The sequence below is a fragment of the Streptomyces sp. NPDC002144 genome (assembly GCF_053593695.1).
On the sequence record NZ_JBSFDB010000001.1, the window covers coordinates 318,475 to 344,219 of the forward strand.

23 protein-coding genes and 1 pseudogene are annotated in these 25,745 nt (G+C 70.5%); 9 read left to right on the forward strand and 15 right to left on the reverse strand.

Going from position 1 to position 25,745, the window contains the following annotated elements; translation table 11 throughout:
* Window positions 1–43: 43 nt before the first annotated feature.
* The 8 genes from ACWCQ1_RS01395 to ACWCQ1_RS01430 form a co-directional block, all read right to left on the reverse strand.
* Window positions 44–553 carry a hypothetical protein gene (locus ACWCQ1_RS01395; RefSeq protein WP_358593788.1) on the reverse strand — a complete coding sequence of 170 codons (510 nt, stop codon included), beginning with the start codon at window positions 551–553 and terminating at the stop codon, window positions 44–46.
* Window positions 554–823: 270 nt separating this feature from the next.
* Complete coding sequence (rbsD, locus tag ACWCQ1_RS01400) at window positions 824–1,213, reverse strand: D-ribose pyranase (RefSeq protein WP_133040813.1); 390 nt, start codon at window positions 1,211–1,213, stop codon at window positions 824–826.
* Window positions 1,210–2,112: a ribokinase gene (locus ACWCQ1_RS01405; protein WP_451025579.1), complete on the reverse strand. Its 903-nt coding sequence runs from the start codon at window positions 2,110–2,112 to the stop codon at window positions 1,210–1,212. Before ACWCQ1_RS01405 ends, rbsD begins: the two co-directional genes overlap by 4 nt.
* A 111-nt stretch (window positions 2,113–2,223) precedes the next feature.
* Window positions 2,224–4,170 (reverse strand): ABC transporter permease/substrate-binding protein, encoded by a 1,947-nt coding sequence (locus ACWCQ1_RS01410; RefSeq protein WP_451025580.1) that lies wholly within the window; start codon window positions 4,168–4,170, stop codon window positions 2,224–2,226.
* Entirely contained in the window at window positions 4,160–5,680 is a 1,521-nt protein-coding gene (locus ACWCQ1_RS01415; protein WP_451025581.1) for a sugar ABC transporter ATP-binding protein, read from the reverse strand. Before ACWCQ1_RS01415 ends, ACWCQ1_RS01410 begins: the two co-directional genes overlap by 11 nt.
* A complete protein-coding gene (locus tag ACWCQ1_RS01420) occupies window positions 5,677–6,693 on the reverse strand; it encodes a LacI family DNA-binding transcriptional regulator (RefSeq protein ID WP_451025582.1) in 1,017 nt (338 codons plus the stop codon). Before ACWCQ1_RS01420 ends, ACWCQ1_RS01415 begins: the two co-directional genes overlap by 4 nt.
* Before the next feature lie 153 nt (window positions 6,694–6,846).
* A complete protein-coding gene (locus ACWCQ1_RS01425) occupies window positions 6,847–7,581 on the reverse strand; it encodes a hypothetical protein (protein WP_451025583.1) in 735 nt (244 codons plus the stop codon).
* Between the two features lie 120 nt (window positions 7,582–7,701).
* Entirely contained in the window at window positions 7,702–8,118 is a 417-nt protein-coding gene (locus ACWCQ1_RS01430) for an ATP-binding protein (RefSeq protein ID WP_358593782.1), read from the reverse strand.
* A gap of 175 nt (window positions 8,119–8,293) precedes the next feature.
* Here ACWCQ1_RS01430 and ACWCQ1_RS01435 point away from each other — a divergent pair, with 175 nt between their 5' ends.
* The 4 genes from ACWCQ1_RS01435 (at window position 8,294) to ACWCQ1_RS01450 (ending at window position 13,092) form a co-directional block, all read left to right on the forward strand.
* The gene (locus ACWCQ1_RS01435) at window positions 8,294–9,130 is read left to right on the forward strand and encodes a helix-turn-helix domain-containing protein (RefSeq protein WP_358593781.1); all 837 of its coding nucleotides are present in this window, start codon (window positions 8,294–8,296) and stop codon (window positions 9,128–9,130) included.
* 7 nt (window positions 9,131–9,137) lie between these two features.
* Window positions 9,138–9,323: a DUF397 domain-containing protein gene (locus ACWCQ1_RS01440; protein ID WP_133040821.1), complete on the forward strand. Its 186-nt coding sequence runs from the start codon at window positions 9,138–9,140 to the stop codon at window positions 9,321–9,323.
* 29 nt (window positions 9,324–9,352) lie between these two features.
* Window positions 9,353–11,623, forward strand: coding sequence for an SF1B family DNA helicase RecD2 (recD2, locus tag ACWCQ1_RS01445; protein WP_358593780.1), 2,271 nt, complete (start codon window positions 9,353–9,355; stop codon window positions 11,621–11,623).
* Between the two features lie 179 nt (window positions 11,624–11,802).
* On the forward strand, window positions 11,803–13,092 hold the full coding sequence (locus tag ACWCQ1_RS01450) for a citrate synthase (RefSeq protein WP_451025584.1): 1,290 nt from the start codon (window positions 11,803–11,805) through the stop codon (window positions 13,090–13,092).
* 697 nt (window positions 13,093–13,789) lie between these two features.
* Here the strand turns inward: ACWCQ1_RS01450 and ACWCQ1_RS01455 are convergent.
* The 3 genes from ACWCQ1_RS01455 to ACWCQ1_RS01465 form a co-directional block, all read right to left on the reverse strand.
* Window positions 13,790–16,027, reverse strand: coding sequence for a heavy metal translocating P-type ATPase (locus ACWCQ1_RS01455; RefSeq protein WP_451025585.1), 2,238 nt, complete (start codon window positions 16,025–16,027; stop codon window positions 13,790–13,792).
* A gap of 92 nt (window positions 16,028–16,119) precedes the next feature.
* Entirely contained in the window at window positions 16,120–16,359 is a 240-nt protein-coding gene (locus tag ACWCQ1_RS01460) for a heavy-metal-associated domain-containing protein (RefSeq protein WP_358593779.1), read from the reverse strand.
* 71 nt (window positions 16,360–16,430) lie between these two features.
* Window positions 16,431–17,099 carry a TetR/AcrR family transcriptional regulator gene (locus tag ACWCQ1_RS01465; RefSeq protein WP_358593778.1) on the reverse strand — a complete coding sequence of 223 codons (669 nt, stop codon included), beginning with the start codon at window positions 17,097–17,099 and terminating at the stop codon, window positions 16,431–16,433.
* Window positions 17,100–17,230: 131 nt separating this feature from the next.
* Between ACWCQ1_RS01465 and ACWCQ1_RS01470 the strand changes: the two genes are divergently transcribed.
* Both ACWCQ1_RS01470 and ACWCQ1_RS01475 read left to right on the forward strand, forming a co-directional pair.
* Window positions 17,231–19,531: an MMPL family transporter gene (locus ACWCQ1_RS01470; RefSeq protein ID WP_451025586.1), complete on the forward strand. Its 2,301-nt coding sequence runs from the start codon at window positions 17,231–17,233 to the stop codon at window positions 19,529–19,531.
* Window positions 19,500–20,543: a zinc-dependent alcohol dehydrogenase family protein gene (locus ACWCQ1_RS01475; RefSeq protein ID WP_358593776.1), complete on the forward strand. Its 1,044-nt coding sequence runs from the start codon at window positions 19,500–19,502 to the stop codon at window positions 20,541–20,543. The genes ACWCQ1_RS01470 and ACWCQ1_RS01475 overlap by 32 nt, the downstream gene beginning before the upstream one ends.
* Here the strand turns inward: ACWCQ1_RS01475 and ACWCQ1_RS01480 are convergent.
* Window positions 20,524–21,062, reverse strand: a pseudogene (locus ACWCQ1_RS01480) (GNAT family N-acetyltransferase). The gene ACWCQ1_RS01475 and the pseudogene ACWCQ1_RS01480 sit on opposite strands and share 20 nt — an antisense overlap.
* Between ACWCQ1_RS01480 and ACWCQ1_RS01485 the strand changes: the two are divergent.
* Window positions 20,998–21,132, forward strand: coding sequence for a hypothetical protein (locus ACWCQ1_RS01485; RefSeq protein WP_358593971.1), 135 nt, complete (start codon window positions 20,998–21,000; stop codon window positions 21,130–21,132). The pseudogene ACWCQ1_RS01480 and the gene ACWCQ1_RS01485 overlap by 65 nt on opposite strands.
* A 36-nt stretch (window positions 21,133–21,168) precedes the next feature.
* Here ACWCQ1_RS01485 and ACWCQ1_RS01490 read toward each other — a convergent pair whose 3' ends face one another.
* The 3 genes from ACWCQ1_RS01490 to ACWCQ1_RS01500 all read right to left on the reverse strand — a co-directional run bounded on the left by ACWCQ1_RS01490 (window position 21,169) and on the right by ACWCQ1_RS01500 (window position 23,781).
* Window positions 21,169–21,369, reverse strand: a complete 201-nt coding sequence (locus tag ACWCQ1_RS01490; protein WP_358593775.1) for a helix-turn-helix transcriptional regulator — start codon at window positions 21,367–21,369, stop codon at window positions 21,169–21,171.
* 399 nt (window positions 21,370–21,768) lie between these two features.
* Window positions 21,769–22,734: a helix-turn-helix domain-containing protein gene (locus ACWCQ1_RS01495; RefSeq protein WP_451025587.1), complete on the reverse strand. Its 966-nt coding sequence runs from the start codon at window positions 22,732–22,734 to the stop codon at window positions 21,769–21,771.
* A 129-nt stretch (window positions 22,735–22,863) separates the two neighbouring features.
* Entirely contained in the window at window positions 22,864–23,781 is a 918-nt protein-coding gene (locus tag ACWCQ1_RS01500) for a sugar phosphate isomerase/epimerase family protein (protein ID WP_358593773.1), read from the reverse strand.
* A 124-nt stretch (window positions 23,782–23,905) separates the two neighbouring features.
* On the opposite strand from ACWCQ1_RS01500, the gene iolC reads away from it, so the two are divergent.
* Both iolC and ACWCQ1_RS01510 read left to right on the forward strand, forming a co-directional pair.
* Window positions 23,906–24,856 (forward strand): 5-dehydro-2-deoxygluconokinase, encoded by a 951-nt coding sequence (gene iolC / locus ACWCQ1_RS01505; RefSeq protein WP_451025588.1) that lies wholly within the window; start codon window positions 23,906–23,908, stop codon window positions 24,854–24,856.
* Window positions 24,853–25,743 carry a Cgl0159 family (beta/alpha)8-fold protein gene (locus ACWCQ1_RS01510; RefSeq protein WP_358593771.1) on the forward strand — a complete coding sequence of 297 codons (891 nt, stop codon included), beginning with the start codon at window positions 24,853–24,855 and terminating at the stop codon, window positions 25,741–25,743. The genes iolC and ACWCQ1_RS01510 overlap by 4 nt, the downstream gene beginning before the upstream one ends.
* Window positions 25,744–25,745: the final 2 nt, after the last annotated feature.

The window sequence follows — 25,745 nt, forward strand, 5'->3', positions numbered from 1 at the left end:
GCGGCGAACGGTGCGGGGCGAAGCGGAGCCGGTCCTTTGAGGATCAGGCGGTTCCCCGGAGCCTGGCGAGGTGCGCTCGACGCTCCTCGACGAGCGGGGCGATGTCGTCGACGGTCTCCAGCGTCAGGTCCTCCGGCGCACCCCGGCCGCTGACCAGGACGTGGTGCTCGCCGACGGCGGTGCGCAGCTGCCACACCCCAAAGCCCCGGCGCAGCAGGGCGGGGACCGTCCGGTCGTCGACGCCGACCCGCAGCTCCTCCTCCGGGGCGGCGGCGAGGCCCGGCAGGACGTCCGGCTCGAAGTCCTGGCCGGGCAGCTCGCGCCAGGTGATGACGCGGACGTGGTCCTCGGCGGTCTTCCACGAGCCGTGGACGATCATCGCGGACTGCCAGACGCCGTTCACCTCGTGGCACTCGGCCAGGGCGCTGGGCGTGTGCCACGGGGAGCGCAGGCGGTAGAGCACCAGCCGGCCCTCCGCGAACGCCTGGATCACTCTGCGGTTCAGTCCCTCCCGCAGTTCCTGCGCGCGATCACCGGATTCGACGCGATGCATGACCGTGAGTCTGGCAGGCATTCGCGGCGGAGGGCAGGGGCCGAGCCCGGAAAAAAACTTCTCGCGGACCGTACAACCCTTCCCTGACCTCGCGGGTCGTACTTGGTGTCAGGACCGCTGGAGGGGGATCCGGGGGGATCGCGGGGGTTCTGATGTTGGAGGGGAAAAGCCGAGGGGGCCCGGTCGACGGATCGGGCCCCCTCGAATTTGTCCGCCGCGGCGGGCGGGCCGCGAGAAGAAGTCGCTGGAAGAGCCTGCTGGAAGAAGCCGCTAGAAGAACACCCCGCACCTCAGCAGCACGTTCGCGTACGGCCGGGCCTCGCCCGTGCGCACCACCAGGCGGGCCTGTGCCGACAGTTCCTTCAGCCGCTCGTGCGGGACCAGTTCCAGCTCCGGGAACTCGTCCTCCAGCAGCGCCGACACCGCGGGATTGGCGCCCTGGACCTCCTTCGCCGCCGTGGCGCCCTCAACCACCAGCTCCGCCAGCAGCCCGTCCAGCACCACTGCGAAGGACGGCACTCCGGCACGGAAGGCCAGGTCGACGACCTGCGGCCCCTTCGGTATCGGCATGCCCGCGTCGCACACCAGCACCCCGTCCCCGTGCCCCAGCTCGGCGATCGCACCGGAGAGATGCCGGTTCAGGATCCCTGCCTTCTTCACAGCGCGTCGACCTCCTCCGCCGTCGGGAAGGACACCTGCGCGCCCTCCTTCGTGACCGCGGCCGCGCCCACCCGGGCCGCGTACCCCGCCGCCTCCGCGAGCGACGCGCCCGATCCCAGCCGGAACGCCAGCGCCGCCGTGAACGCGTCCCCCGCACCCGTCGTGTCCACAGCGTCGACCTTCACCGACGGCACCCGGGTGACCTCCGCCGAGGACGCGACCAGGGCGCCCTCGGCGCCCAGGGTGACCACCACCGACCGGGGGCCCTTGGCGAGCAGCAGCCGCGCCCAGTCCTCCGGCCGGTCCGACACGCATGCCTCGCCGAGGATCACCCGCGCCTCGTGCTCATTGACGATCAGCGGATCGCAGGCCGCCATGACCTCGCCCGGCAGCGGCCGCGGCGGCGACGGGTTCAGCACGAAACGGTTGTCGGGACTCAGATCGCGCACGACCTCCACGACGGTCTCCAGCGGGATCTCCAGCTGCGTCGAGACAACCCGCGAGGCCTGGAAGAGACACGCGGCGGCCTTGACGTCACCCGGTGCGAGCTTCCCGTTCGCCCCCGGCGACACCACGATGCTGTTGTCCCCGGACGGGTCGACGGTGATCAGCGCGACCCCCGTCGGCGCCCCGCCCACCAGCACCCCCACGGTGTCCACGCCGGCCGCCCGCTGGGAGTCCAGCAGCAGCCTGCCGTACGCGTCGTCCCCGACGCGGGCCAGCAGCGCCGTACGGGCGCCGAGCCGGGCCGCCGCGACGGCCTGGTTGGCGCCCTTGCCCCCCGGATGGACGGCCAGGTCGGAGCCGAGCACGGTCTCGCCCGCCCCCGGCCGCCGTTCGACGCCGATCACGAGGTCGGCGTTGGCCGAACCCACGACCAGCAGGTCGTAGTCGTACATGAATAAGACTCCCCAGATGAGTGACCCAGATGAGTGACCCAGATCAGTGCCCCGGGGCAGGCGGTCCCCCTGACCGCCCGCCCGTTCCCCTGTGCCGGTCGCTGACCACCGTCAGCCGCTGAAGCCGGCCACGTTCTGCTGGGTGACCACCTTCACCGGCACCTTCACCGTCTCCTCGACCTTCTTGCCCTGCAGCGCCTTCAGCGCGTTGTCCACGGCGATCCTGCCAAGTTGTGAGGGCTGCTGTGCCACGGACGCGTACAGCGTGCCCCCCTGGACCGCCTTCAGGCCGTCCGGGGTGCCGTCGAACCCGACGACCTGGACCGACTTTCCGGCCTTCGAGCCCAGCGCCTTGATCGCGCCGAGGGCCATCTCGTCGTTGGCGGCGATGACGCCCTGCACATCGGGATGGGCCTGCAACAGGTTCGACATCACGTCGAGGCCCTTGGTGCGGTCGAAGTCGGCGGGCTGCTGGGCGACGACCCGGATGCCGGGGTAGGCCTTGAGCCCGGCGGCGAAGCCCGCCGCACGCTCCCGGGCCGCCGACGTGCCCGCCTGCCCCTGCAGGATCACGATCTTGCCCTTGCCGCCCAGCTTCTCGGCGATGGTCCGCGCGGCCAGCTCGCCGCCCTTGACGTTGTCGGAGGCCACCAGGGCGTCCACGTCCGCCTCGTTGACCCCGCGGTCGACCGCGATGACCGGGATCTTCGCCTTGTCGGCGGCCTTCACGGAGTTGCTCGCGGCATCGGAGTCCACCGGGTTGACGATGATCGCGCCGAGGTTGGAACTGGTGAAGTTCTGCAGCTGGTTGGCCTGCTGCGAGGCATCGTTCTGGGCGTCGGTGACGGTCAGGTCCACGCCCAGCCTCTTCGCCTCGGCCTGGGCGCCGGAGCGGATCTGCACGAAGAAGGGGTTGTTGAGGGTGGACAGGGACAGGCCCATCTTCGGGGTGGTGGAGGACGATCCGCCGTGCAGGAAGGAGGTCGCGCCGACCAGCGCCACGGTGACGACCGCCGCGAGCGCGTACGTCCCCGCCTGCCGGCCCTTGTTGCCGCCCGTCCCGGCGGCCACCGGACTCGCCCCCGCCTTGCGCCGCAGCGTGTCCAGCAGCACCGCCAGCGCGATGACGACACCGATGACGACCTGCTGCCAGAAGGCGGAGACGTTGAGCAGGTTCAGGCCGTTCCTGAGCACCGCCAGGATCAGCGCGCCGATGAGCGTGCCGGACGCCTTGCCGGTGCCGCCGGCGAGCGAGGCGCCGCCGATGACGACCGCGGCGATCGCGTCCAGTTCGTAGCCGTCGGCGGCCTGCGGCTGCGCGGAGGAGAGACGGGCGGCGAGCACGATGCCCGCGACGGCCGCGAACAGCCCGGAGAAGGCGTAGATCGCGAGCTTCTGCTTCTTCACCCGCAGCCCGGACAGCCGGGCGGCCTCCTCGTTGCCGCCGATCGCGTACATGGAACGGCCGATGTAGGTCCGCCCGAGCACGAAGGCCGCGAGCAGCCCCATGACCACCATGACCAGCACGGGCACCGGCAGCCAGCCGCCGAGCGTGTCGCCGAGGTGCGAGACCGAGCCCGGGAAGGGGATCGGGGAGCCCTCGGAGATCACCAGCGACAGACCGCGGGCCACCGACAGCATGGCGAGCGTCGCGATGAACGGCGGCAGCTTGCCGTACGCGATCAGGAAGCCGTTGACCAGGCCCGCGGCGATGCCGGTGGCGACCGACAGCACGACCGCCAGGACGACCGGCACCCCGTGCGAGGTGGCGCTCCAGGCGAGGACGGTGGCGGAGAGGGCGGCCACCGAGCCCACCGACAGGTCGATGCCCGCCGAGACGATCACGAAGGTGACGCCGAAGGCGAGGACGGCGGTCACGGCCGCCTGGACGCCCACGTTCAGCAGGTTGTCCGTGGTCAGGAAGTCCCCGGAGAGCGCCGACAGGGCGATGACGAGGACGATCAGCGCGGTCAGCGCGCCGTTGTCGAGCAGCAGCCGGCGCAGCCCGCCCGTGGCGCCACCGGCGCCCGCACGGCTCTTGAGCGTGTCAGTGGCCACGGCTGGCCTCCGTTTCGGTGGTGGGAGTGGATACGGCGAGGGCCATCAAGGCGTCCTGCGTGGCCTCGCCGGCCGCGAGCTCGCCCGCGATCCGGCCCTGGGCCATGACCAGCACCCGGTCGCTCATGCCGAGCACCTCCGGGAGATCACTGGAGATCATCAGGACGGCGGCCCCGGCGGCCGTCAGTTCGTTGATCAGCTGGTAGATCTCGACCTTGGCGCCGACGTCGATGCCGCGCGTCGGCTCGTCGAGGATCAGCACCCTGGTGTCGGCGAGCAGCCACTTGCCGATGACGACCTTCTGCTGGTTGCCGCCGGACAACGTCCGTACGTGCTGCCCGAGTCCGGCCATCCGCACGCCCAGCTGCCCGGCGATCCGCTCGGCCGCCGCGTGCTGCCCCCTGAGGTCGACGAGCCCCGCGCGCGTGGCGGTCCGCATCGTCACCAGGCCCAGGTTCTCCTCGACGGAGGCGTCCAGGACGAGCCCCTGCTCCTTGCGGTCCTCCGGCACGAGCCCGATACCCGCCGCCATGGCCGCGTTGACGTCGTGCCTCTTCAAGGACGCCCCGGAGACCTTCACGACCCCCTTGTCGTAGGGATCGGCCCCGAACACGGCCCGTACGACCTCCGTACGGCCGGCTCCGACGAGCCCCGCGATGCCGACGACCTCACCGGCGTGCACCTCGAAGCTGACGTCGTGGAAGACGCCGTCCCGGGTCAGCCCCTCGACGGTGAGCAACGCGGCGCCCTTCTCGGGCACTTCACGCGGATACTGCTGCTCGATGGAACGGCCCACCATGAGCCGTACGAGCTCGTCCTCGGGGGTGGTGGCGGGGACCTGGCCGACCGACTTCCCGTCGCGGATGACGGTCACCCGGTCGCCCAGGGCGGCGATCTCCTCCAGGTGGTGGGTGATGAAGACGATCCCGACGCCGTCCTCGCGCAGGGTGCGCACGATCGCGAAGAGCTTCTCGACCTCCTCGGAGGTGAGCACGGCGGTCGGCTCGTCCATGATCAGCACGCGCGCCTTCAGGCTGAGCGCCTTCGCGATCTCGACCATCTGCAGCCGCGCGATGCCCAGTTCACGCACCCGCGCGCGTGGCGCGACGTTCACCCCGACGCGCTTCAGCAGGACTTCGGCCTCGGCCTCCATCCGCTTCCGGTCGATCATCCCGAGCCGGCGCGGCTGCCGCCCCAGGAAGATGTTCTCGGCGACGGTGAGATCGGGGACCAGGTTGAACTCCTGGTAGATGGTGGCGATGCCCAGCCGCTCGGCGTCCTGCGCCCCGCGGATGCGCACTTCCTCGCCGTCCACCAGGACGCGGCCCTCGTCGGGGTGGTAGGCGCCCGACAGCATCTTGATGAGCGTGCTCTTGCCGGCGCCGTTCTCGCCGAGCAGCACGTGGACCTCGCCCCGGCGCAGGTCGAAGTCGACGCCGTCGAGCGCGACCACGCCGGGGAACGTCTTCCGAATGCCCTCGATGCGCAGCAACTCGTCCCGGTCGCTCACGTCGTGCTCCTTTGCACTGGGGTGGGGTCCTCGCCGCAGGAGCGGCGTACGACGAGACGGGCGGCGAGGGTGACGGACTGCGGGGGCCGCCCCTCGATGCGGTCCACGAGCGCGCGGACGGCGGCCCGGCCCAGCTCGCCGGTCGGTTGGGCGATCGCGGTGACCGGCGGGTCGGTGTGGACGAACCACGGGATGTCGTCGAACGCGGCCAGCGCCAGGTCGTCCGGCACCCGCAGGCCACGCGCGCGTACGGCGTCCAGGGCGCCGAGCGCCATCAGGTTGTCGGCCGCGAAGACGGCCTCCGGCGGTTCCGGCAGGTCCAGGAACCCCTCGGTGACCCGGCGCCCGCTGTCGGCCTGGAAGTCGCCCTGTCCGATGTAGGCGTCCGGCAGTCCGAGCCCGTACTCGGCGAGCGCCTCCCGGAAGGCGTCGACCCGCTCCCGCCCGGTCGTGGTGGCCGCCGGCCCCGCGATGATGGCGACCCGCCGGTGCCCGAGCCCGTACAGGTGCGAGACGAGATCCCGCACCGCCGCCCGCCCGTCGGCCCGCACCACCGGCACGTCGACGCCCGGGATCCACCGGTCGACGAACACCATCGGCGTCACGCGCGCGGCGTCCAGCATCAGCGGGGACCCGCCGTCGGTGGGGGAGACGAGCAGCCCGTCGATCCGCCGGTCGAGCAGCGTCCGTACGTGATGATCCTGCAGATCGGGCCGCTCGTCGGCGTTGCCGATGATGACGCTGTAGCCGAGTGCGCGGGCCTCCTCCTCGACGGAGCGGGCGAGTTCGGTGAAGTAGGGGTTCATCACGTCGCTGATGACCAGCCCGAGGGTGTGGGTCTGGTCGGTGCGCAGCGAACGGGCGACGGCGTTCGGGCGGTAGCCCAGCGCCTCGACGGCGGCCAGCACGCGCGTGCGTGCGTCGGCGCTGACCGACGGATGGTCGTTCAGGACGCGCGAGACCGTGGCGACGGAGACCCCCGCCTCGGCAGCGACGTCCTTGATGCTCGCCATCGCCGCTCCACCTCCTCGTGGAACTCGGTGAAACCCATGGAATCGATTACACGACTTCGTGCAGAAAGGATTGGAATCGATTACACGAGCGGTTCGCAAGCCCCCGAGACCGGATCGTGATGAAGGGAGGAGGGCGTGGCGCCTTGAGGCGAATCAGCGGTGGCCGACGTAGGCGACGAGTCCGCCGATGGTCAGACCCACCGAGCATCCGAGGCGGAAGGCTCCGCGGCGCATGCGCGGGGTGTGCTGCGCGTCGGTCATCCCGTACGGGGCGCGGACCCCCAGTGTCACGCCGCACAGGCACACGACGTAGCCGTAACGCAGGGCGGCGGCCGCCCACTCGGGGTCGTGCGCGACCCAGGTTCGGGAGTAGAGCTCACCGAGGGGCGTCCGCAGTTCCAGCCGGGAGTAGGTGTATCCGAGGCGCTCCGCCAGTTTTGGCTGGTCGTCGGGTATCTCGTGCAGCTCCCATCCAGGGATCGAGACCAGGTCGGGGTCGCGGGGCGGCCTGAGTCTCATGCTGAAGCAGAGCTCGGCGGGGCAGATCCCGTCGTCGTCGGGTTCTGGGCGGTAGGGCGGACGCAGGTCGGGGAAATCGGGCGGTAGGCGCCTCATGCCGAACAGGATGGCGCCTTCGATCCGCGGTTCCTCGGGTATGCCCTCGGTCGAGGCGTTCTGCGGCACGACGTACCCGAAGTCGCCCACGCCCACGGCATGCACGAACTCGAAGAGGGCGGTGGGCATGTGACGGGTCTGCGCGTGATCGAGGATGACCGTGCCTTCCGCGGTCTGTAGACCCATCGGCACGCATGCGATCCGCAGCGCGGGGTCGTTGCTGAACAGGATCTCCCCGAGGTCGTCGACCTCTTCGAACTGATGCCGGCTCATCTCCTGCAGCCCTCCGGTTGGTCACCGTTCCGCGTCCGCGAAGCCGACGGCTGGATGTTGAACCATCCTATTGAAGGATCGTTGAACAATCCATACGTTGGGGCAGGGCGGGCAGGCCTGCTACGCCGCCGCGAGTTCGCACCACACGTACTTGCCCCGGTTGCCGTGCCGGGACAGGGGATGCCAGCCCCAGACCTCCGAACAGGCCCGCACCAGCACCAGCCCCCGCCCTTCCTCCGCCTCGCCGAGCCGCGCCAACGGCACCGGTGGCTCGGGCGGTTCGGGGTCGGCGTCCCACGCCCCGATCCGCAGCGTGCCGGGCGGCGCCCAGCGGACCCGCAGGGCGGCGGGTCCCTTCGTGTGCCGTACGGCGTTGGTGACCAGCTCGGTGGCGACCAGTTCGGCGACGTCGACTAGGCCGATCAGTCCGTGCGCGGTGAGGATCAGCCGGAGCGTGCGGCGACTGATGCTGACGGCACGCGGGTCGTTGGGGATGGAGAGGCAGTACTCCCAGGGTTCGGGGGTGTTTTCGGGCATGCGGCGACTCCGGTGGGGTGGTGGGGGGTTGGCGGTGGCTTCGCCGCGGCCGTCTGGGTAGGCAGGACGGAGCGGTGCACTTCCGCAGAGTGAGCGTTGCGTCACCGACGGTAGGGGTAATCTTTAATCCCGGGCAAGTCGATCGCGTAATCCGCCCCCGAACGAGGAGCAGTTGATGGTCCAGAGGCGCGAACCAACCGCACGTCAGCTGCGCCTGGCGATCGAACTGCGCCGGTTGCGCGAGGCGGCAGGACTTACCCCCCTCGAAGCGTCGACGTTGCTCGGCGTGAACCGAGTGCAGATCAGCCAGATCGAGTCCGGACTCGTGGGCGTGAGCGAGCAGCGCGTGCGGCGCATGGCGTCCCACTACGCCTGTATGGATGAGGAGTTCATCGACGCCCTGGTGGTGATGGCCACCGACCGCACACGAGGTTGGTGGGAGGAGTACCGGGGTCTGCTGCCCACGCCGTTTCTGGATCTGTCCGAGCTGGAGCATCACGCCCGGTTCCAACGCCACGTGGCGATCCTGTACGTGCCGGGCCTTTTGCAGACCGAGGACTACTCCCGGGCCGTCTTCTCAGCCAGGCTGCCTGAACTCACCGGCGAAGAGATCGAGTTGCGCATCCAGCATCGCAAGGCGCGCCAGCGGTTCACCATCCCGTACGAGGCGGTGATCCACGAGGCGGCGCTCAGGATCAGGGTCAGTGACCGTGCCGTCTCAAGAGCCCAGCTGCACCGGCTCGTCGAGCTGTCCGAAGCGGATCACATCAACGTGCGCGTCATCCCCTTCGACCTGGACGGCTTTGCCAGTGCCGCAGGCACGATGACGTACGTAGGTGGCGCGGTGCCCAGGCTGGACACGGTGGTTCGGGACGCGCTGCACGGCTCGGCCTTCATCGATTCCGAAGCTCAGCTCACCACCTACCGAACGAGCTTTCGTAAAGTGGAGCGCGCGTCGCTCGACCTTGTGGCGTCGCGCGAGTTCATCCACAGGCTGGCGAAAGAGCTGTGAGGTACCCATGGACAACTGGCGTAAGTCGTCCTACTCGGGCCCGGGCGACGGCAACGAGTGCGTAGAGCTCGCCTCCACCCCCACCCACATAGCCCTCCGCGACTCAAAGGCCCCCACCCGAGCCACCCTCACCTTTCCCGCCCCCGCCTTCACCACGTTCCTCGAAGCACTGAAATCCACATCCCTTCGCTGACTGTCAGTCCCCACCAGTACCGTCGGATCATGGCTCAACAGGCGGGGAATGCGACGGGTGAACGGCGGCTCGCCGTGCTCGAAGGCGTGCTGGAGCGCATCACGTACGCCAATGAGGACAACGGCTACACCGTCGCCCGCGTCGACACCGGCAGAGGCGCCGGCGACCTCCTCACGGTCGTCGGCGCGCTGCTCGGTGCCCAGGTGGGGGAGTCCCTGCGGATGGAGGGCCGCTGGGGGTCGCACCCCCAGTACGGCAAGCAGTTCACCGTTGAGAACTACACGACCCTGCTGCCGGCCACCGTCCAGGGCATCCGCCGCTATCTCGGCTCCGGTCTGGTCAAGGGCATCGGGCCGGTCTTCGCCGACCGCATCACCCAGCACTTCGGGCTGGACACCCTGAAGATCATCGAGGAGGAGCCCAAGCGGCTCATCGAGGTCCCGGGCCTCGGCCCCAAGCGCACGAAGAAGATCGCCGACGCCTGGGAGGAGCAGAAGGCGATCAAGGAGGTCATGCTCTTCCTCCAGACCGTGGAGGTGTCCACGTCGATCGCCGTGCGCATCTACAAGAAGTACGGCGACGCCTCCATCTCGGTCGTCAAGAACCAGCCCTACCGCCTCGCGTCCGACGTCTGGGGCATCGGCTTCCTGACCGCCGACAAGATCGCCCAGTCCGTCGGCATACCGCACGACAGCCCGGAGCGGGTCAAGGCCGGCCTGCAGTACGCGCTGTCGCAGGCCACCGACCAGGGCAACTGCTATCTCCCGGAGGAGCGGCTGATCGCGGACGCGGTGAAGCTGCTGCAGGTCGACACCGGGCTCGTCATCGAGTGCCTGGCGGAGCTGGCGGAGGTGCCCGAGGACGGCGAGGACCCCGGTGTCGTACGGGAGAAGGTGCCCGGGGAGCACGGCGAGCGGGTGACCGCGATCTACCTCGTCCCCTTCCACCGCGCCGAGCTCTCCCTCTCCGCCCAGCTGCTCAGACTCCTGCGCACCGGCGAGGACCGGATGCCCGGCTTCCGGGACGTGGCCTGGGACAAGGCGCTGGCCTGGCTGAAGGGCCGTACGGGAGCCGACCTGGCGCCCGAGCAGGAGGCGGCCGTCAAGCTGGCGCTGACCGAGAAGGTGGCTGTCCTGACCGGTGGTCCCGGCTGCGGCAAGTCCTTCACCGTCCGGTCGATCGTCGAGCTGGCCCGGGCGAAGAAGGCCCGCGTCGTCCTCGCCGCCCCCACCGGACGGGCCGCAAAGCGGCTGGCCGAGCTGACCGGCGCGGAGGCCTCCACCGTCCACCGCCTGCTGGAGCTCAAGCCCGGCGGTGACGCGGCCTACGACAAGGACCGGCCGCTGGAGGCCGACCTGGTGGTGGTCGACGAGGCGTCGATGCTGGACCTGTTGCTCGCCAACAAGCTGGTGAAGGCCGTACCGCCCGGCGCGCATCTGCTCTTCGTCGGGGACGTCGACCAGCTGCCCAGCGTCGGCGCCGGGGAGGTGCTGCGGGACCTGCTCGCCGAGGACAGCCCGATCCCCGCGGTGCGCCTCACGCGCGTGTTCCGGCAGGCCCAGCAGTCCGGCGTGGTGACCAACGCGCACCGGATCAACTCCGGGCAGCATCCGGTCACCGACGGCATGAAGGACTTCTTCCTCTTCGTCGAGGACGACACGGAGGAGGCCGGCCGGCTCACCGTGGACGTGGCCGCGCGCCGCATCCCGGCCAGGTTCGGGCTGGACCCGCGCCGGGACGTGCAGGTCCTCGCGCCCATGCACCGCGGGCCGGCCGGCGCCGGCACCCTCAACGGACTGCTCCAGCAGGCCATCACCCCGGCTCGCCCGGACCTGCCGGAGAAGAGGTTCGGCGGCCGGGTCTTCCGCGTCGGCGACAAGGTCACCCAGATTCGCAACAATTACGAGAAGGGGGAGAACGGTGTCTTCAACGGCACCGTGGGCGTTGTCACCTCGCTCGACCCGGTCGACCAGCGCCTGACGGTGCTGACGGACGAGGACGAGGAGGTGCCGTACGAGTTCGATGAGCTGGACGAGCTGGCCCACGCGTACGCGGTGACCATTCACCGCTCGCAGGGGAGTGAATATCCCGCCGTGGTGATCCCGGTCACCACCGGAGCCTGGATGATGCTCCAGCGGAACCTGCTCTACACGGCGGTCACCCGGGCCAAGAAGCTGGTGGTGCTGGTCGGTTCGCGCAAGGCGATCGGTCAGGCGGTGCGCACGGTGTCGGCGGGCAGGCGCTGTACGGCCCTGGACTTCAGACTCATCTCGAAAAATGATCGATCAAATGAGTCGTGAAGGTCACAGAGCACTTCCGGATCGGGAAGACAGGGGGCAGGATGGGCAAGTTGGCGGCACTCAGTGCCGCCGATAGGCCCGATGGTCGACCCCGAGTGCACTCTCCTGAGCCAATTGGGGGAAGGTAGAGACAGTCAGGGCAACCTCGAAGATGAGGCACTACGTCGGTGAGGGAAGACGTGAGCGACAACTCTGTAGTACTGCGGTACGGCGACGGCGAGTACACCTACCCGGTGATCGACAGCACCGTCGGCGACAAGGGCTTCGACATCGGGAAGCTCCGCGCCCAGACCGGGCTGGTCACCCTGGACAGCGGCTACGGCAACACCGCCGCCTATAAATCCGCCATCACCTACCTCGACGGCGAGGCGGGCATCCTGCGGTACCGCGGCTACCCGATCGAGCAGCTGGCCGAGCGCTCCACCTTCCTGGAGGTCGCCTACCTGCTGATCAACGGGGAGCTGCCCACCGTCGACGAGCTCGCCACGTTCAAGAACGAGATCACCCAGCACACGCTGCTGCACGAGGACGTCAAGAACTTCTACCGGGGCTTCCCGCGCGACGCCCACCCGATGGCGATGCTGTCCTCGGTGGTGTCCGCGCTGTCCACGTTCTACCAGGACAGCCACAACCCCTTCGACGAGAAGCAGCGCAACCTCTCGACGATCCGCCTGCTCGCCAAGCTTCCGACGATCGCCGCGTACGCGTACAAGAAGTCGATCGGCCACCCGTTCGTCTACCCGCGCAACGACCTCGGCTACGTCGAGAACTTCCTGCGGATGACCTTCTCGGTGCCGGCGCAGGAGTACGACCTCGACCCGGTCGTCGTCTCCGCCCTCGACAAGCTCCTCATCCTGCACGCGGACCACGAGCAGAACTGTTCGACGTCGACCGTGCGCCTGGTGGGCTCGTCGCAGGCCAACATGTTCGCCTCCATCTCGGCCGGCATCAACGCCCTGTGGGGCCCGCTGCACGGCGGTGCGAACCAGTCGGTGCTGGAGATGCTCGAGGGCATCCAGGCCGGCGGCGGCGATGTCGACTCCTTCATCCGCAAGGTGAAGAACAAGGAGGACGGCGTCCGTCTGATGGGCTTCGGCCACCGGGTCTACAAGAACTTCGACCCGCGCGCGAAGATCATCAAGGCCGCCGCGCACGACGTCCTCTCGGCCCTCGGCAAGTCCGACGAGCTGCTGGACATCGCGCTGAAGCTGGAGGAGCACGCGCTCTCCGACGACTACTTCGTCTCGCGCAGCCTCTACCCGAACGTGGACTTCTACACCGGTCTGATCTACCGCGCGATGGGCTTCCCGACCGAGATGTTCACGGTCCTGTTCGCCCTCGGCCGGCTGCCGGGCTGGATCGCCCAGTGGCACGAGATGATCAAGGAGCCGGGCTCCCGCATCGGCCGCCCGCGCCAGATCTACACGGGCGTCGTCGAGCGCGACTTCGTTTCCGTCGAGGAGCGCTGACGCCTCCGGCGGGAGAGCCGATCGCCTAGGACTTCGTTGCTGAAGGAGCGTGGGCGACTGCGGGCCGGCTGTGGCTGGTCGCGCAGTTCCCCGCGCCCCTGGCGGGCGTTGCGCTGAGCGAACCTCGGAATGTGAACCAAAAGCGGAAGGCGCCCTGACGCCGGTCCCCCCACGGGCCGACGACCAGGGCGCCTTCCCATGTCCCGGTGCGGATTCCCCCCACGGGATCCGGCCGGGCGCCTGAGAGACCAGCGCCTGAATCGCTGTTCTTTCGGTACTGCTGGTACTGCGGTTGAGCAGAACGAGCAGAACTCGTCGTACTCATGGGTGATGTGCGGTCTGCCGGGACAGCGCACGCTCGGGAGGGCCGCTCAAAGCTTCCCGAAGTACGTGCCCCGGCAACGCATCTCTGGAGAAGTCCCCCAAGACATCCCCAGATGCCGGTTCGCGCCCCCCAAGACGCTCTCCGACATCGCCAACTTAGACCTTCGAACCCCTTCGATGGTTACGTTCACATCACTGTGATCTGCGTCTCTTGCATTTGTCCGTTTGATGCGCAAGAGCCCCGACGCGTTGATCGGGACCCAAGCGTAAGGATGATGCGCGAGCCTTGTGAAGAGCTTATGTGAGCCCGGCGCCGGACTCTAGGGGTGCTCTTACTTCGACTGCCGGTAACCGGCAGTAACTTGGGCTCAGTTCAGTGAAACGTCCGCAATCTGAGACTGTTGGTGACCACGAAGACGGATGAGAAGGCCATCGCGGCCCCGGCGATCATCGGGTTCAGCAGCCCTGCGGCGGCCAGCGGCAGCGCGGCGACGTTGTATCCGAACGCCCACACGAGGTTTCCCTTGATCGTGGACAGCGTCCTGCGTGACAGCCGGATCGCGTCCGCGGCCACCCGCAGATCCCCGCGCACCAGCGTCAGGTCGCCCGCCTCGATCGCCGCGTCCGTCCCGGTGCCCATCGCCAGCCCCAGATCGGCGGCGGCGAGCGCGGCCGCGTCGTTGACGCCGTCGCCGACCATCGCGACGACCCGCCCCTCCTCCTGCAGCCGTCGTACGGCGGCCACCTTGTCCTCGGGCAGGACCTCCGCGATCACCTGCTCGATCCCGACCTCCCGGGCCACCGCCCCGGCCACCGTCCGGTTGTCCCCGGTCAGCAGCACCGGCGTCAGGCCCAGCGCGCGCAGCCCGCGCACCGCCTCGGCGCTGGTCGGCTTCACCGCGTCGGCGACGGCGACGACACCGCGTGCCACCCCGTCCCAGCCGACCACGACGGCCGTACGACCGCCCCTCTCGGCCTCGTCCCGGGCACTGGCCAGTTCCTTGGGCAGAACGTCGTAGAGGCGCCCCACGGCCACCTCACGGCCGTCCACGCGGCCACGGACGCCCCGCCCCGGCACGTTCTCGAAGTTCTCGACCTCGGGGAGCCGTCCGAGCCGCTCCTCGGCGCCCGTGGCGACCGCCCGGGCGACCGGGTGCTCGGAGGCGTGCTCGACGGCGCCCGCGAGCCGCAGCACCTCCTTCTCGTCGGCGCCGTCGGCGGCGTACACCTCGTGGAGGGTCATGCGGCCCGTGGTGACCGTGCCGGTCTTGTCGAGGACGACCGTGTCGACGCGGCGCGTGGACTCCAGCACCTCGGGGCCCTTGATCAGGATGCCGAGCTGGGCGCCACGCCCCGTGCCGACCATCAGCGCGGTCGGCGTGGCCAGGCCCAGTGCGCACGGGCAGGCGATGATCAGGACCGCGACGGCCGCGGTGAACGCGGCGGCCGTGTCACCGGTGACGCCGAGCCACGTCCCGAAGGTGGCGAGGGCGACGAGGATGACGGCCGGCACGAAGACCGCCGAGATCCGGTCGGCGAGCCGCTGCACCTGCGCCTTGCCGTTCTGCGCGTCCTCCACCAGCCGCGCCATCCGCGCGAGCTGCGTGTCCGCGCCCACGCGCGTGGCCTCGACGACCAGCCGTCCGCCGGCGTTGACCGTGGCCCCGGTGACCGTGTCGCCGACGCCGACGTCCACCGGCACCGACTCGCCGGTCAGCATGGACGCGTCCACCGCGGAGGCGCCCTCGACGACGGTGCCGTCGGTCGCGATCTTCTCCCCGGGCCGTACGACGAAACGATCCCCCACGGCCAGCCGGGACACCGGGACGCGCACCTCGCGCCCGTCGCGCAGCACGGACACGTCCTTGGCGCCCAGTTCCATCAGCGCCCTGAGCGCGGCCCCCGAGCGCCGCTTGGCGCGGGCCTCCAGATAGCGGCCCAGCAGGATGAGCGCGATCACTCCGGCGGCCACCTCGAGGTAGATCGAGGAGGCGCTCTCGGTGCGCGAGACGGTGAACCGGAACTCGTCGTGCATGCCGGTCATGCCCGCGTCGCCGAAGAACAGCGCCCACAGGGACCAGCCGAACGCGGCCAGCGTGCCGACCGAGACCAGCGTGTCCATGGTCGCGGCGCCGTGCCGGAGGTTCGTCCAGGTGGCCCGGTGGAAGGGCAGACCGCCCCAGACGACGACGGGAGCGGCGAGGGTGAGCGCCAGCCACTGCCAGTTGTCGAACTGCAGGGCGGGGATCATCGACAGCGCGACGACCGGGACCGCGAGCAGGGCGGAGACGGTGAGGCGCTGACGCAGGGAGGCGAGTTCGGGATCGTCCTCGGCGGCCTGCGGCTCCTCCTCGACGGGCCGCGGCGGCGCGGGCTCCTCGGCGGTGTAGCCGGTCTTGACGAGGGTGGCGATCAGGTCGGCGACCTGGATGCCGGCGGGATAGCTGACCTTGGCCTTCTCCGTCGCGAAGTTCACCGTGGCGGTGACCCCGTCCATGCGGTTGAGCTTCTTCTCGACGCGGGCCGCGCAGGAGGCGCAGGTCATGCCGCCGATCAGCAGCTCGACCTCCGCCGCGTCGGCCGGTGGTGTCTCGGTGGGCGTACTGGTCATGTCCGGACTCCAGACATCGGACCGGACCACGCGGAGCCAGTATCAGCTGGTCGGCGCGGCCCGGTCGGAGAACAGAACGGAAGCGCGGCCGCTCAGGCCTGGCCGACGAGCTCGAAGCCCGCCTCGTCCACCGCGGCGCGCACCGCGGCCTCGTCGAGCGGGGCCTCGGAGACGACGGTGACCTCGCCGGCCGGGGCGACGGCCTTGACCGAGGTGACACCGGGAAGCTCCGAGATCTCGCTGGAGACGGAGCCCTCGCAGTGTCCGCAGCTCATCCCGCTCACCTTGTAGACGGCGGTGACGGAACCCTGGGTGTCGGACTGGGCGGTCATGTCGTTCTCCTCGTGGAGGCGTGTGGGGCCTGCGGGACCCACGGTGGGGCCCCGCCTCTCACACTATACCCCTAGGGGGTATGACTCAACGAGGGATCGCCCGCGGTCCGGCCCAGCCGGTCGCCCACCAGCGGCTCGAGATAGCGGATCAGTACGTTCTTGATCTCCCGGGTGTAGGCGTCGCGCTCGGTGCCCTCATGGGCCAGGACCAGCTCCAGCCCCGCCTTGTACATCCCGAGGCAGACCTGCGCGGTGCGGGTGAGGTCGGCGGCGGGGGCGTCGGGCAGGAGGCTGGAGAGCAGCCCCTCGATCCGGCCGAGCAGGGTCGCGTGCAGAGCGTCGTGCTCCTCGGCGATCCGGCCGGGCACGTCCGGGCCGTGCATCAGCGCGAAGAAGACCGGATGGTCGCAGTTGAACGCGATGAACCGGTCGACGGCGGCGCCGACCGCCTGCTCCAGGGGGGTCGCGGGGTCTATCGGGGCGAGCGCCTCGCCGTAGGTCTCCCGCATCTCGTGCATCAGCCGGTCGCCCAGCTCGATCGCGATCGCTTCCTTGTTCGGGAAGAACTGGTAGAGCGTGCCGGGTGAGACGCCGGCCTCGCGGGCGATGGCGTTGGTGCTGGCCGCCGTGTAGCCGGTCGTGCAGAACACGGTCGCGGCCGCTTCGAGGAGCTGGGCGACCCGGCGCTCCCCGCGGGCCTGCCGACGGCGCGGCTGCTCCTGCTGCTGCTTGTCGGGCACGTGTTATCCCCAGCTCTCCGAACACGATTGACAAACACGAGCGGTCGCTCGCATTCTGTGGGTGGATCAAATGCGAGCGTTCTCTCGTGTTTGTCAGTTTACGGTTTCCACGGTGAAGGGGACACCGCACCATGACCGAAGTCAACAGCCCACCCAGCAGCACGGCCCGGCCCGGCGGATGGACCCGGTTCGTGACCGCCCGACCGCGACTGTCGCTGCTGGTCGCGCTGGTGATCACCGCTCTCGCCGTGCTCGCCGGCAGCGGGGTCGCCGACCGGCTGGGCAGCGGCGGCTGGGAGGACCCGGCCGCCCAGTCCACCTATGCGACCAAGGCCCTGGAGCGCGAGTTCCCGGACTCCCAGCCCAACCTCCTGCTCCTCGTCGACTCCGGCGGCGCCTCCGTGGACGCGCCCGCGGTCGCCGCCGAGGCGCAGCGCCTCGCCACCCGCCTCGCCGCCGAGAAGGGCGTCATCGGCGTCGGCTCCTACTGGCAGACCAAGTCGCCCGCCCTGCGCGCCGAGGACGGCCACGAGGCGCTGATCGCCGCGCACATCAGCGGCGACGAGAAGACGGCGAGCGACACCCTGGACCGCATAGCGCCCCACTACCGCGGCACGCACGGCCCGGTTCAGGTCAAGGTCGGCGGCATGGTCGCGGTGCGCGGCGAGATGCAGACGATCATCAAGGAGGACCTCGCCCGCGCCGAGATGATCGCCCTGCCGGTCACGCTCCTGCTGCTGGTCATGGTCTTCGGCTCGGCGATCGCGGCCCTGCTGCCGCTGGGCATCGGCATCGTCGCGATCCTCGGCACGAACGCGGTGCTGCGCGGCCTCACGGAGTTCACCGACGTCTCGGTCTTCGCCCTGAACCTCACCACGGCCCTCGGCCTGGGCCTCGCCATCGACTACGCCCTGTTCATCGTCCGCCGCTTCCGGGAGGAACTGTCCGCCGGGGCCGAGCCGCCCACGGCCGTCGCCACCACCCTGCGCACCGCCGGCCGCACGGTCCTCTTCTCGGCCCTCACGGTCGCCGTCTCCCTCGCCGCGATGCTGGTCTTCCCGCAGTACTTCCTGCGGTCCTTCGCCTACGCCGGGATGGCGGTGGTCCTGCTGGCCGCCGCGGCCGCCCTGATCCTGCTCCCGGCGGCCCTCCTGCTGCTCGGCCACCGCGTCAACTCCCTCGACCTGCGCAAGGTGTTCCGGCGCGGACGCCCGGCCAGGACGTCCGGCGAGGAGGGCACCGCCTGGGCGCGCACGGCGGCCCTCGTGATGCGCCGGGCCCCGTTCTTCGCCCTGGCGACGACGGCCGTGCTGGTCCTGCTCGGACTGCCCTTCCTGGGCGTGAAGTTCGGCACCGCGGACGACCGCCAGCTCCCCTCGACCGCCGAGTCGCACGTCGTCCAGCAGCACATCCGCGACGGCTTCCCCGGCAACCCCGGAGGCGGCCTCGAAGTGCTCGCGGAAGGCAGGGCGACAAAGGCGCAGTACGCCGCCTACAAGGACCGGATCGCCGGCCTCCCCGGTGTGCTGCGGGTGGACGGCCCGCTGGTGAGAGGCGACTCCGCGTACTTCACGGTGCTGCCGAAGGGCGAGGCCGTGGACGACACGGCCCAGCGTCTGGTGGGTGAGGTGCGTGCCGCGGACGCCCCGTTCGCCACCAAGGTGACCGGCACGGCGGCCGTACTGGTCGACTCCAAGCACGCGATAGCCGAGCGTCTGCCCTGGGCGGCCGCCGTCATCGCGGTCGTCACCCTGCTCCTGGTCTTCCTCCTGACCGGCAGCGTGCTGATACCGGTCCAGGCCGTGCTGCTCAACGCGCTCAGTCTGACGGCGATGTTCGGCGCGGTGGTCTGGGTCTTCCAGGACGGCCATCTCTCGGGCCTGCTCGGCTTCACCAGCCCCGGCTCCATCGAGACGACCCTCCCGGTCCTGATGTTCTGCGTGGCCTTCGGCCTCTCCATGGACTACGGCGTCTTCCTGCTCTCCCGCATCAAGGAGGAGTACGACAGAACGGGCGACCACAACGCCGCGGTCCGCCACGGCCTGCAGCGCACCGGTGGCCTGATCACGGCGGCGGCGGTGATCCTGGCGGTGGTGATGGTGGCGATCGGCACCTCCCGCGTCACCAACACCAAGATGCTGGGCCTGGGCATCGCGCTGGCGGTCCTGATGGACGCGATGATCGTCCGCAGCCTGCTGGTACCGGCGGTGATGAGACTGACGGGCACGGCGACATGGTGGGCACCGGCCCCACTGCGAAGGTTCCACACACGGTTCGGATTGAGCGAGGGGGACGCGAAGCGCCCCGTAAGGGACGCGGGGCTGTGTCCATGTGCGGCTCCGCCGCGGGGCGCGACCAGCCACGATGGACCCGCGGAGAACGACGGCGAGGGGATGGCAGATGCGAGCGGTGGTCTTCGAGCAATACGGTGAACCCGCCGAGGTGCGTGAAGTCCGCGACCCTCACCCGGCCCCCCACGGAGTGACCGTCCGCGTCGAGGCCACCGGCCTCTGCCGCAGCGACTGGCACGGCTGGCAGGGCCACGACCCGGACATCACCCTCCCCCACGTTCCGGGCCATGAACTCGCCGGTGTCGTCGAGTCCGTCGGCGCCCGCGTGAGCAACTGGCACCCCGGCGACCGTGTCACCGTCCCCTTCGTGTGCGCCTGCGGAACCTGCGGCGCGTGCGCGGCGGGCGACCAGCAGGTCTGCGAGCGGCAGACCCAGCCCGGCTTCACCCACTGGGGCTCCTTCGCCCAGTACGTGGCGCTGGACCACGCGGACGTGAACCTCGTGGCGGTGCCGCAGGAGCTGTCGTTCGCCACGGCGGCGGCGCTCGGCTGCCGGTTCGCGACGGCGTTCCGGGCGGTGGTGCAGCAGGGCCGGGTCGCCGCGGGGGAGTGGGTCGCGGTGCACGGCTGCGGTGGGGTGGGACTGTCCGCGGTGATGATCGCGGCGGCGTCCGGGGCACGGGTGGTCGCCGTCGACGTGTCACCGGCGGCGCTGGACCTGGCGCGGAAGTTCGGGGCGACGGACGTGGTGGACGCGACGCGGGTGCCGGACACGGCGGCGGCGATCCGCGACCTGACCGGTGGCGGCGCCCATCTGTCCCTGGACGCCCTCGGCTCGCCGGTGACCTGCGCCGCGTCGGTGAACGGCCTGCGCCGCCGCGGCCGCCACGTCCAGGTGGGCCTGCTGCCCTCCCCGGACGGCACGACCCCGGTCCCCATGGCCCGCGCCATCGCCCTGGAACTGGAACTCCTCGGCAGCCACGGCATGGCCGCGCACACCTACCCGCCTATGCTGGAACTGGTCCGCGCGGGCGTCCTGCGTCCCGACCTCCTGGTCACCTCCACCATCCCCCTGGACGCGACCCCGACCGCCCTGACAGCGATGGGGACGGCACCGGGAGCGGGGGTGACGGTCATCGAACCGTGGAGCTGACGGCGCCGGGCCGTCCGCGGTGGACGGCCCATTCACGGTCGAGGAGAGCCATGACCACCTCGTCGACCCACACCCCGTCCCGCCACGCGGCCTCCCGCCGCACTCCTTCCAGCACGAACCCGACTTTTTCGTAGACGTGCACAGCACGCCGATTGTGACCGTAGGCCTCCAACTGGATGCGATGCAGTCCCAGTTGCTCGAATCCGTGGCCGACGACGAGCCGGGTGGCCTCCTGCCGACACCCCGGCCACGCCCCCGGGGCCCGATGAGCGTGCGGAACGTACAACTGCGGGCCCCCGGGTCCCACTCGTGCAGGACGACCTCTCCGAGGAGTTCGCCGGTGGTGGGGTCGGTGACGGCCAGGTCGAGGCGGTCGGGGGCGGTGGCCCGGGAGCCGTACCAGGACCGCAGCCCGCTCAGGGTCAGCTCGGTGGACGGTTCGAAGGTGAATCGGATGACCTCGGGGTCCTGGACGATCTCCCAGACGGCCTCGGCATCGGCCTCGGTGAAGGGGCGCAGGACGGCCTTCTCACCGGCCAGGACGGGTTTCGTGGAGAAGTCGCTCATCGGGCGACTGTGCCCCACGTAACGGGTGGGGCACAGGTGGGTTTTCGGAAGGAGGGGGTCAGCCGTCTCGGCGGCCCCGGTTGCCCGGGCGGGAGGCGACCCAGGCGCGGACCGTGTCGGCGTACCAGAAGGGCTTGCCGCCCTCGACGTGGTCCGGTGGGGGCAGCAGCCCGTGCTTGCGGTACGAGCGCACGGTGTCCGGCTGCACCTTGATGTGCGCCGCGATCTCCTTGTACGACCAGAGCCGTCGGTCGGTCATGAGATGCACCTCCCTGCGCGCACCACGGGGGCGGCCGGGGGCGGCCGTCGGGGGAGCCGGGCGCTGCGCTGGCGATCACAAAGCCTGTGACCCGTGAACGACATGGCTCGGGACGGGTCAGGGCCTGTGCGCGGGATGTGACGCAGGACCCGCGTACACGCGACATGTGTGACACGAGGGGGGCGTTTGTGACACGAGTGCCGCAAAGGCGTACGCGGGCTCACGGGCGCGGCGCGTTGACTTCGCCGGAGTTTTCCGCCCCCGCGCGAGCGGTCCGCGTGAGGTGGGCCGGACCCGCTGCGCCGGGCCCGGCCCACCGGCTCCCCCGCTTCCCCCTCTGCGGGTGCCGTCGGCGGTGGTCTCCCCCCGAGGACCGGCCGCCGGACGATCAGCGTGCAGTCAGCGCACCCTGCCGGTCTTGGAAAAAACCGAACTGCGGGCCGACGTCAGCAAGAGACTCGTCGCCTCGCCGGTCATCCGGTCGGCCGTCGGCACCCCGGGCTGCGACACCGGCGGCAGTCCCCGGGCCGTCGTGAACTCACGCGGCGTGCACCCGGTCATCGCCCTGAACTCACCGCTGAGATGGGCCTGGTCGTAGAACCCGCAGATCGCCGCCGTCTCCGCCTGCCCGCGCCCCTGCGCCAGCAGCCGCCGAGCCCGCTGCAGGCGCAGCACCCGCGCCGCGACCTTGGGCCCGAGCCCGATCTGCTCCCGGAAACGGTTCTCCAACTGCCGTACGCTCCAGCCCACGTCGTCGGCCAGATCCCGTACCGGCATCGCACCGCCCGTCCGCACCAGCTCCGACCAGGCCCGCACCACCCGCGCCGAACTCGGTGTCCCCGCCTCCGACCAGCGGACGAAGACGTCGTCCAGCAGGCCGAACCGGGCCTCCCAGGTCGGCAACGAGGCCAGTGCGGCGGCCAGTTCGGCGATGGTGTTGCGCCGGCCGCCCACCGCCCGCGTGCCCAGCACATGCGGCAGCTCGTCGGGATCGACGGTACGGTCCGTCAGCTCGTACTGCGGGGTCCCGAACAGCGTGAACGCCGCCCAGGGCGTCAACAGCACCTCGATCCCCGACAACCGCCCACCGTGCTCCCCGACGGCCGGCGTGGTCGTGGGCCCGCAGTACACCGACACGAGCGTGGACGTCGGCCGCCCGGCCCGCGTGATTCGCACCGGCTGCTCGAACCCGAGCAACAGGGTCGCGGCCCCGATCGGCACCTCCAGCCGCCGCCGCGGCCGGTCGAGCGCCAGCCGCAGGCCGCGATAACTGATCACCCCGGGTCGCAGCAGTGGATGCGGCCGCGCAAGAACGGTCTCCCAAGACCCCCAGGCCCCATGCCCCGACCGAACGGCTCTTGTCATCCCCCTATGCTGCAACCCGCCAGGGGCGCGGGACAGTACCAATTTGCGGCTACGCCGCGTGGGCGCGACAAGCCACAACGCAGCCGCACTCGCCGGCGAAGAGCGCCCGGCAGACGACTAGGCCCGCCCCTATGCCCCACAGGACCGAAGAAACGCCCGCGTCCGCTGAGCGATGGGCAGCGGCTTGTCCGGCTCGCACGGATACATGTCCTGCTCGACGATCGCGAACAGCTCCACGTCCAGCTTCTGCGCAGCCTCCAGCACCGGCCCCAACGCCGGCACGCCGGCAGGCGGTTCGCACATGACGCCCTGCGCCACGGCCGGTCCGAACGGCGTCCCCTTCGCCCGTACGTCCGCCAGGATCTCCGGATCCACCTGCTTCAGATGCAGGTACCCGATCCGCTCCCCGTACGTCTCGATCAGCTTCACGCTGTCGCCGCCGCAGTACGCGTAGTGCCCCGTGTCCAGACACAGCGACACCAGCGAGGAGTCGGTCCCGTCCAGGAACCGCTCCACGTTCTCCTCGCTGTCGATGTGCGTGTCGGCGTGCGGATGCACCACGATCTGCAACCCGTACCGCTCCCGCACCTCACGGCCCAGCCGCTCGGTCAGCGTGGTCAGATTGCGCCACTGCTCGGCCGTCAGCGTGTCGGACTCCAGCACCTCACCGGTCTTGTCGTCCCGCCAGAAGGACGGGATGACCACCAGGTGGGACGCCCCCATGGCCTGCGCGAGCACCGCGTTGTCCGCGACGTGCGCCCAGGTCTTGTCCCACACCGACTCGCCGTGGTGCAGGCCCGTGAACACGGTTCCGGCGGACACCTTCAGGCCACGCCGGGAGGTCTCCTCGGTGAGGACCGCGGGGTCGGTCGGCAGGTACCCGTACGGGCCCAGCTCGATCCACTCGTAACCGGAGTCCGCCACCTCGTCGAGGAACCGCTGCCACGGAACCTGCTTCGGGTCGTCCGGGAACCAGACGCCCCAGGAGTCGGGAGCCGATCCGATCCGGATGCGGGACAGTGAGGACTGGGGTGACAGGGAGCTCATGCCGGTCAGCTTCCGGGGACCGGTAAGCGCTGTCAAGGTCTCGTCCGTATGTCTGGACAAAACATTGACAGGGCTCCTCGCCCGGGGCTACAAACGCGGGGAGAGCCGCAACGAAGGGAAGCCGATGGCGTACGACCTGATCACCATGGGGCGGATCGGTGTGGACCTGTATCCGCTCCAGACCGGCGTACCGCTGCCGCAGGTGACGAGCTTCGGCAAGTTCCTCGGCGGCTCGGCGACGAACGTCGCGGTGGCCGCCGCCCGCCTCGGCCGGAACACCGCGGTGATCACCCGCACCGGCGACGACCCGTTCGGCACCTACCTGCACGAGGCCCTTCAGGGCTTCGGCGTCGACGACCGCTGGGTCACCCCGGTCCCGGGCCTGCCCACGCCGGTCACCTTCTGCGAGATCTTCCCGCCGGACGACTTCCCGCTGTACTTCTACCGGCAGCCCAAGGCGCCCGACCTCGAGATCGACGCCCATGAGCTGGACCTCGACGCCATCCGCGAGGCCCGCGTCTTCTGGATGACCGGCACGGGCCTGAGCGAGGAGCCCAGCCGTACGGCGACGCTCGCGGCCCTCGCGCACCGCGCCAAGGCCGGTACGACGGTCTTCGACCTCGACTGGCGCCCCATGTTCTGGACGGACCCCGCCTCCGCCCGCCCCTTCTACCAGGAGGCCCTGCGCCACACGACCGTCGCGGTCGGCAACCTCGACGAGGTGGAGGTCTCGACCGGCGTGCGCGAACCGCGGGCCGCCGCGCAGGCGCTGCTGGACGCCGGTGTGGAGCTGGCGGTCGTCAAGCAGGGCCCCAAGGGCGTCCTCGCCGTCAACGGCAAGGGTGAGTCCGCCGAGGTCCCGCCCCTCCCGGTCAAGGTCCTCAACGGCCTCGGCGCCGGTGACGCGTTCGGCGGCTCCCTGTGCCACGGACTGCTGGAGGGCTGGGACCTGGAGACGATCATGCGGCACGCCAACGCGGCCGGCGCCATCGTCGCCTCCCGCCTGGAGTGCTCCTCCGCCATGCCGACCCCGGCCGAGATCGAGGCCGCGCTCACCGCGGGAGCCGTCCTGTGACCGTCGACGTGACGGAGCTGGTCCGTCTGCGCACCCAACGCCCCGAGGCGATCGCCGAGGCCGCCGCCCGCCGTGCGCGGCGGGCGCTGGTGGGGGAGAGCGGCCGCCTGATGATCGTGGCCGCCGACCACCCGGCCCGCGGCGCGCTCGGGGTGGGGGACCGCAGGTTCGCCATGGCCAACCGTGCCGACCTCCTCGAACGACTGTGCCTTGCGCTCTCCCGGCCCGGCGTGGACGGAGTCCTCGCGACCGCCGACATCCTGGACGACCTGCTGCTGCTCGGCGCGCTGGAGGGCAAGGTCGTCATGGGCTCGATGAACCGCGGCGGCCTGCAGGGCGCCAGCTTCGAGCTCGACGACCGCTTCACCGGCCACCGCCCCGAGGACATCGAGCGGCTGAACTTCGACGCGGGCAAGCTGCTGCTGCGCATCGACTACGACGACCCCGGCTCCCTGACCACGCTGGAGTCCACCGCCCGGGCCGTCGACGCCATGGCGGCCCGCCGGCTCCCCGTGTTCGTCGAGCCCTTCATCAGCCGCCGCACCGACGAGGGCCGGCTGAAGAACGACCTGTCCGCCGAGGCCGTCACCAGGTCCATCGCCATCGCCTCCGGCCTCGGCGGGACCTCGGCCTACACCTGGCTGAAGCTCCCGGTCACCGAGAACCCCGACGACATGGCCGAGGTCATGCAGACCTCCACGCTGCCCGCGGTGCTGCTGGGCGGTGAGGTCGGCGGCTCCGTCGAGGAACAAGCCGGGGCGTACGAGAAGTGGCGCGGGGCCCTCCAACTGCCCACCGTGCAGGGGCTGGTGGTCGGCCGTTCGCTGCTGTACCCGGCGGACGGCGATGTGGCCGCCGCCGTCGACACCGCCGTAGGACTGCTGTGAGG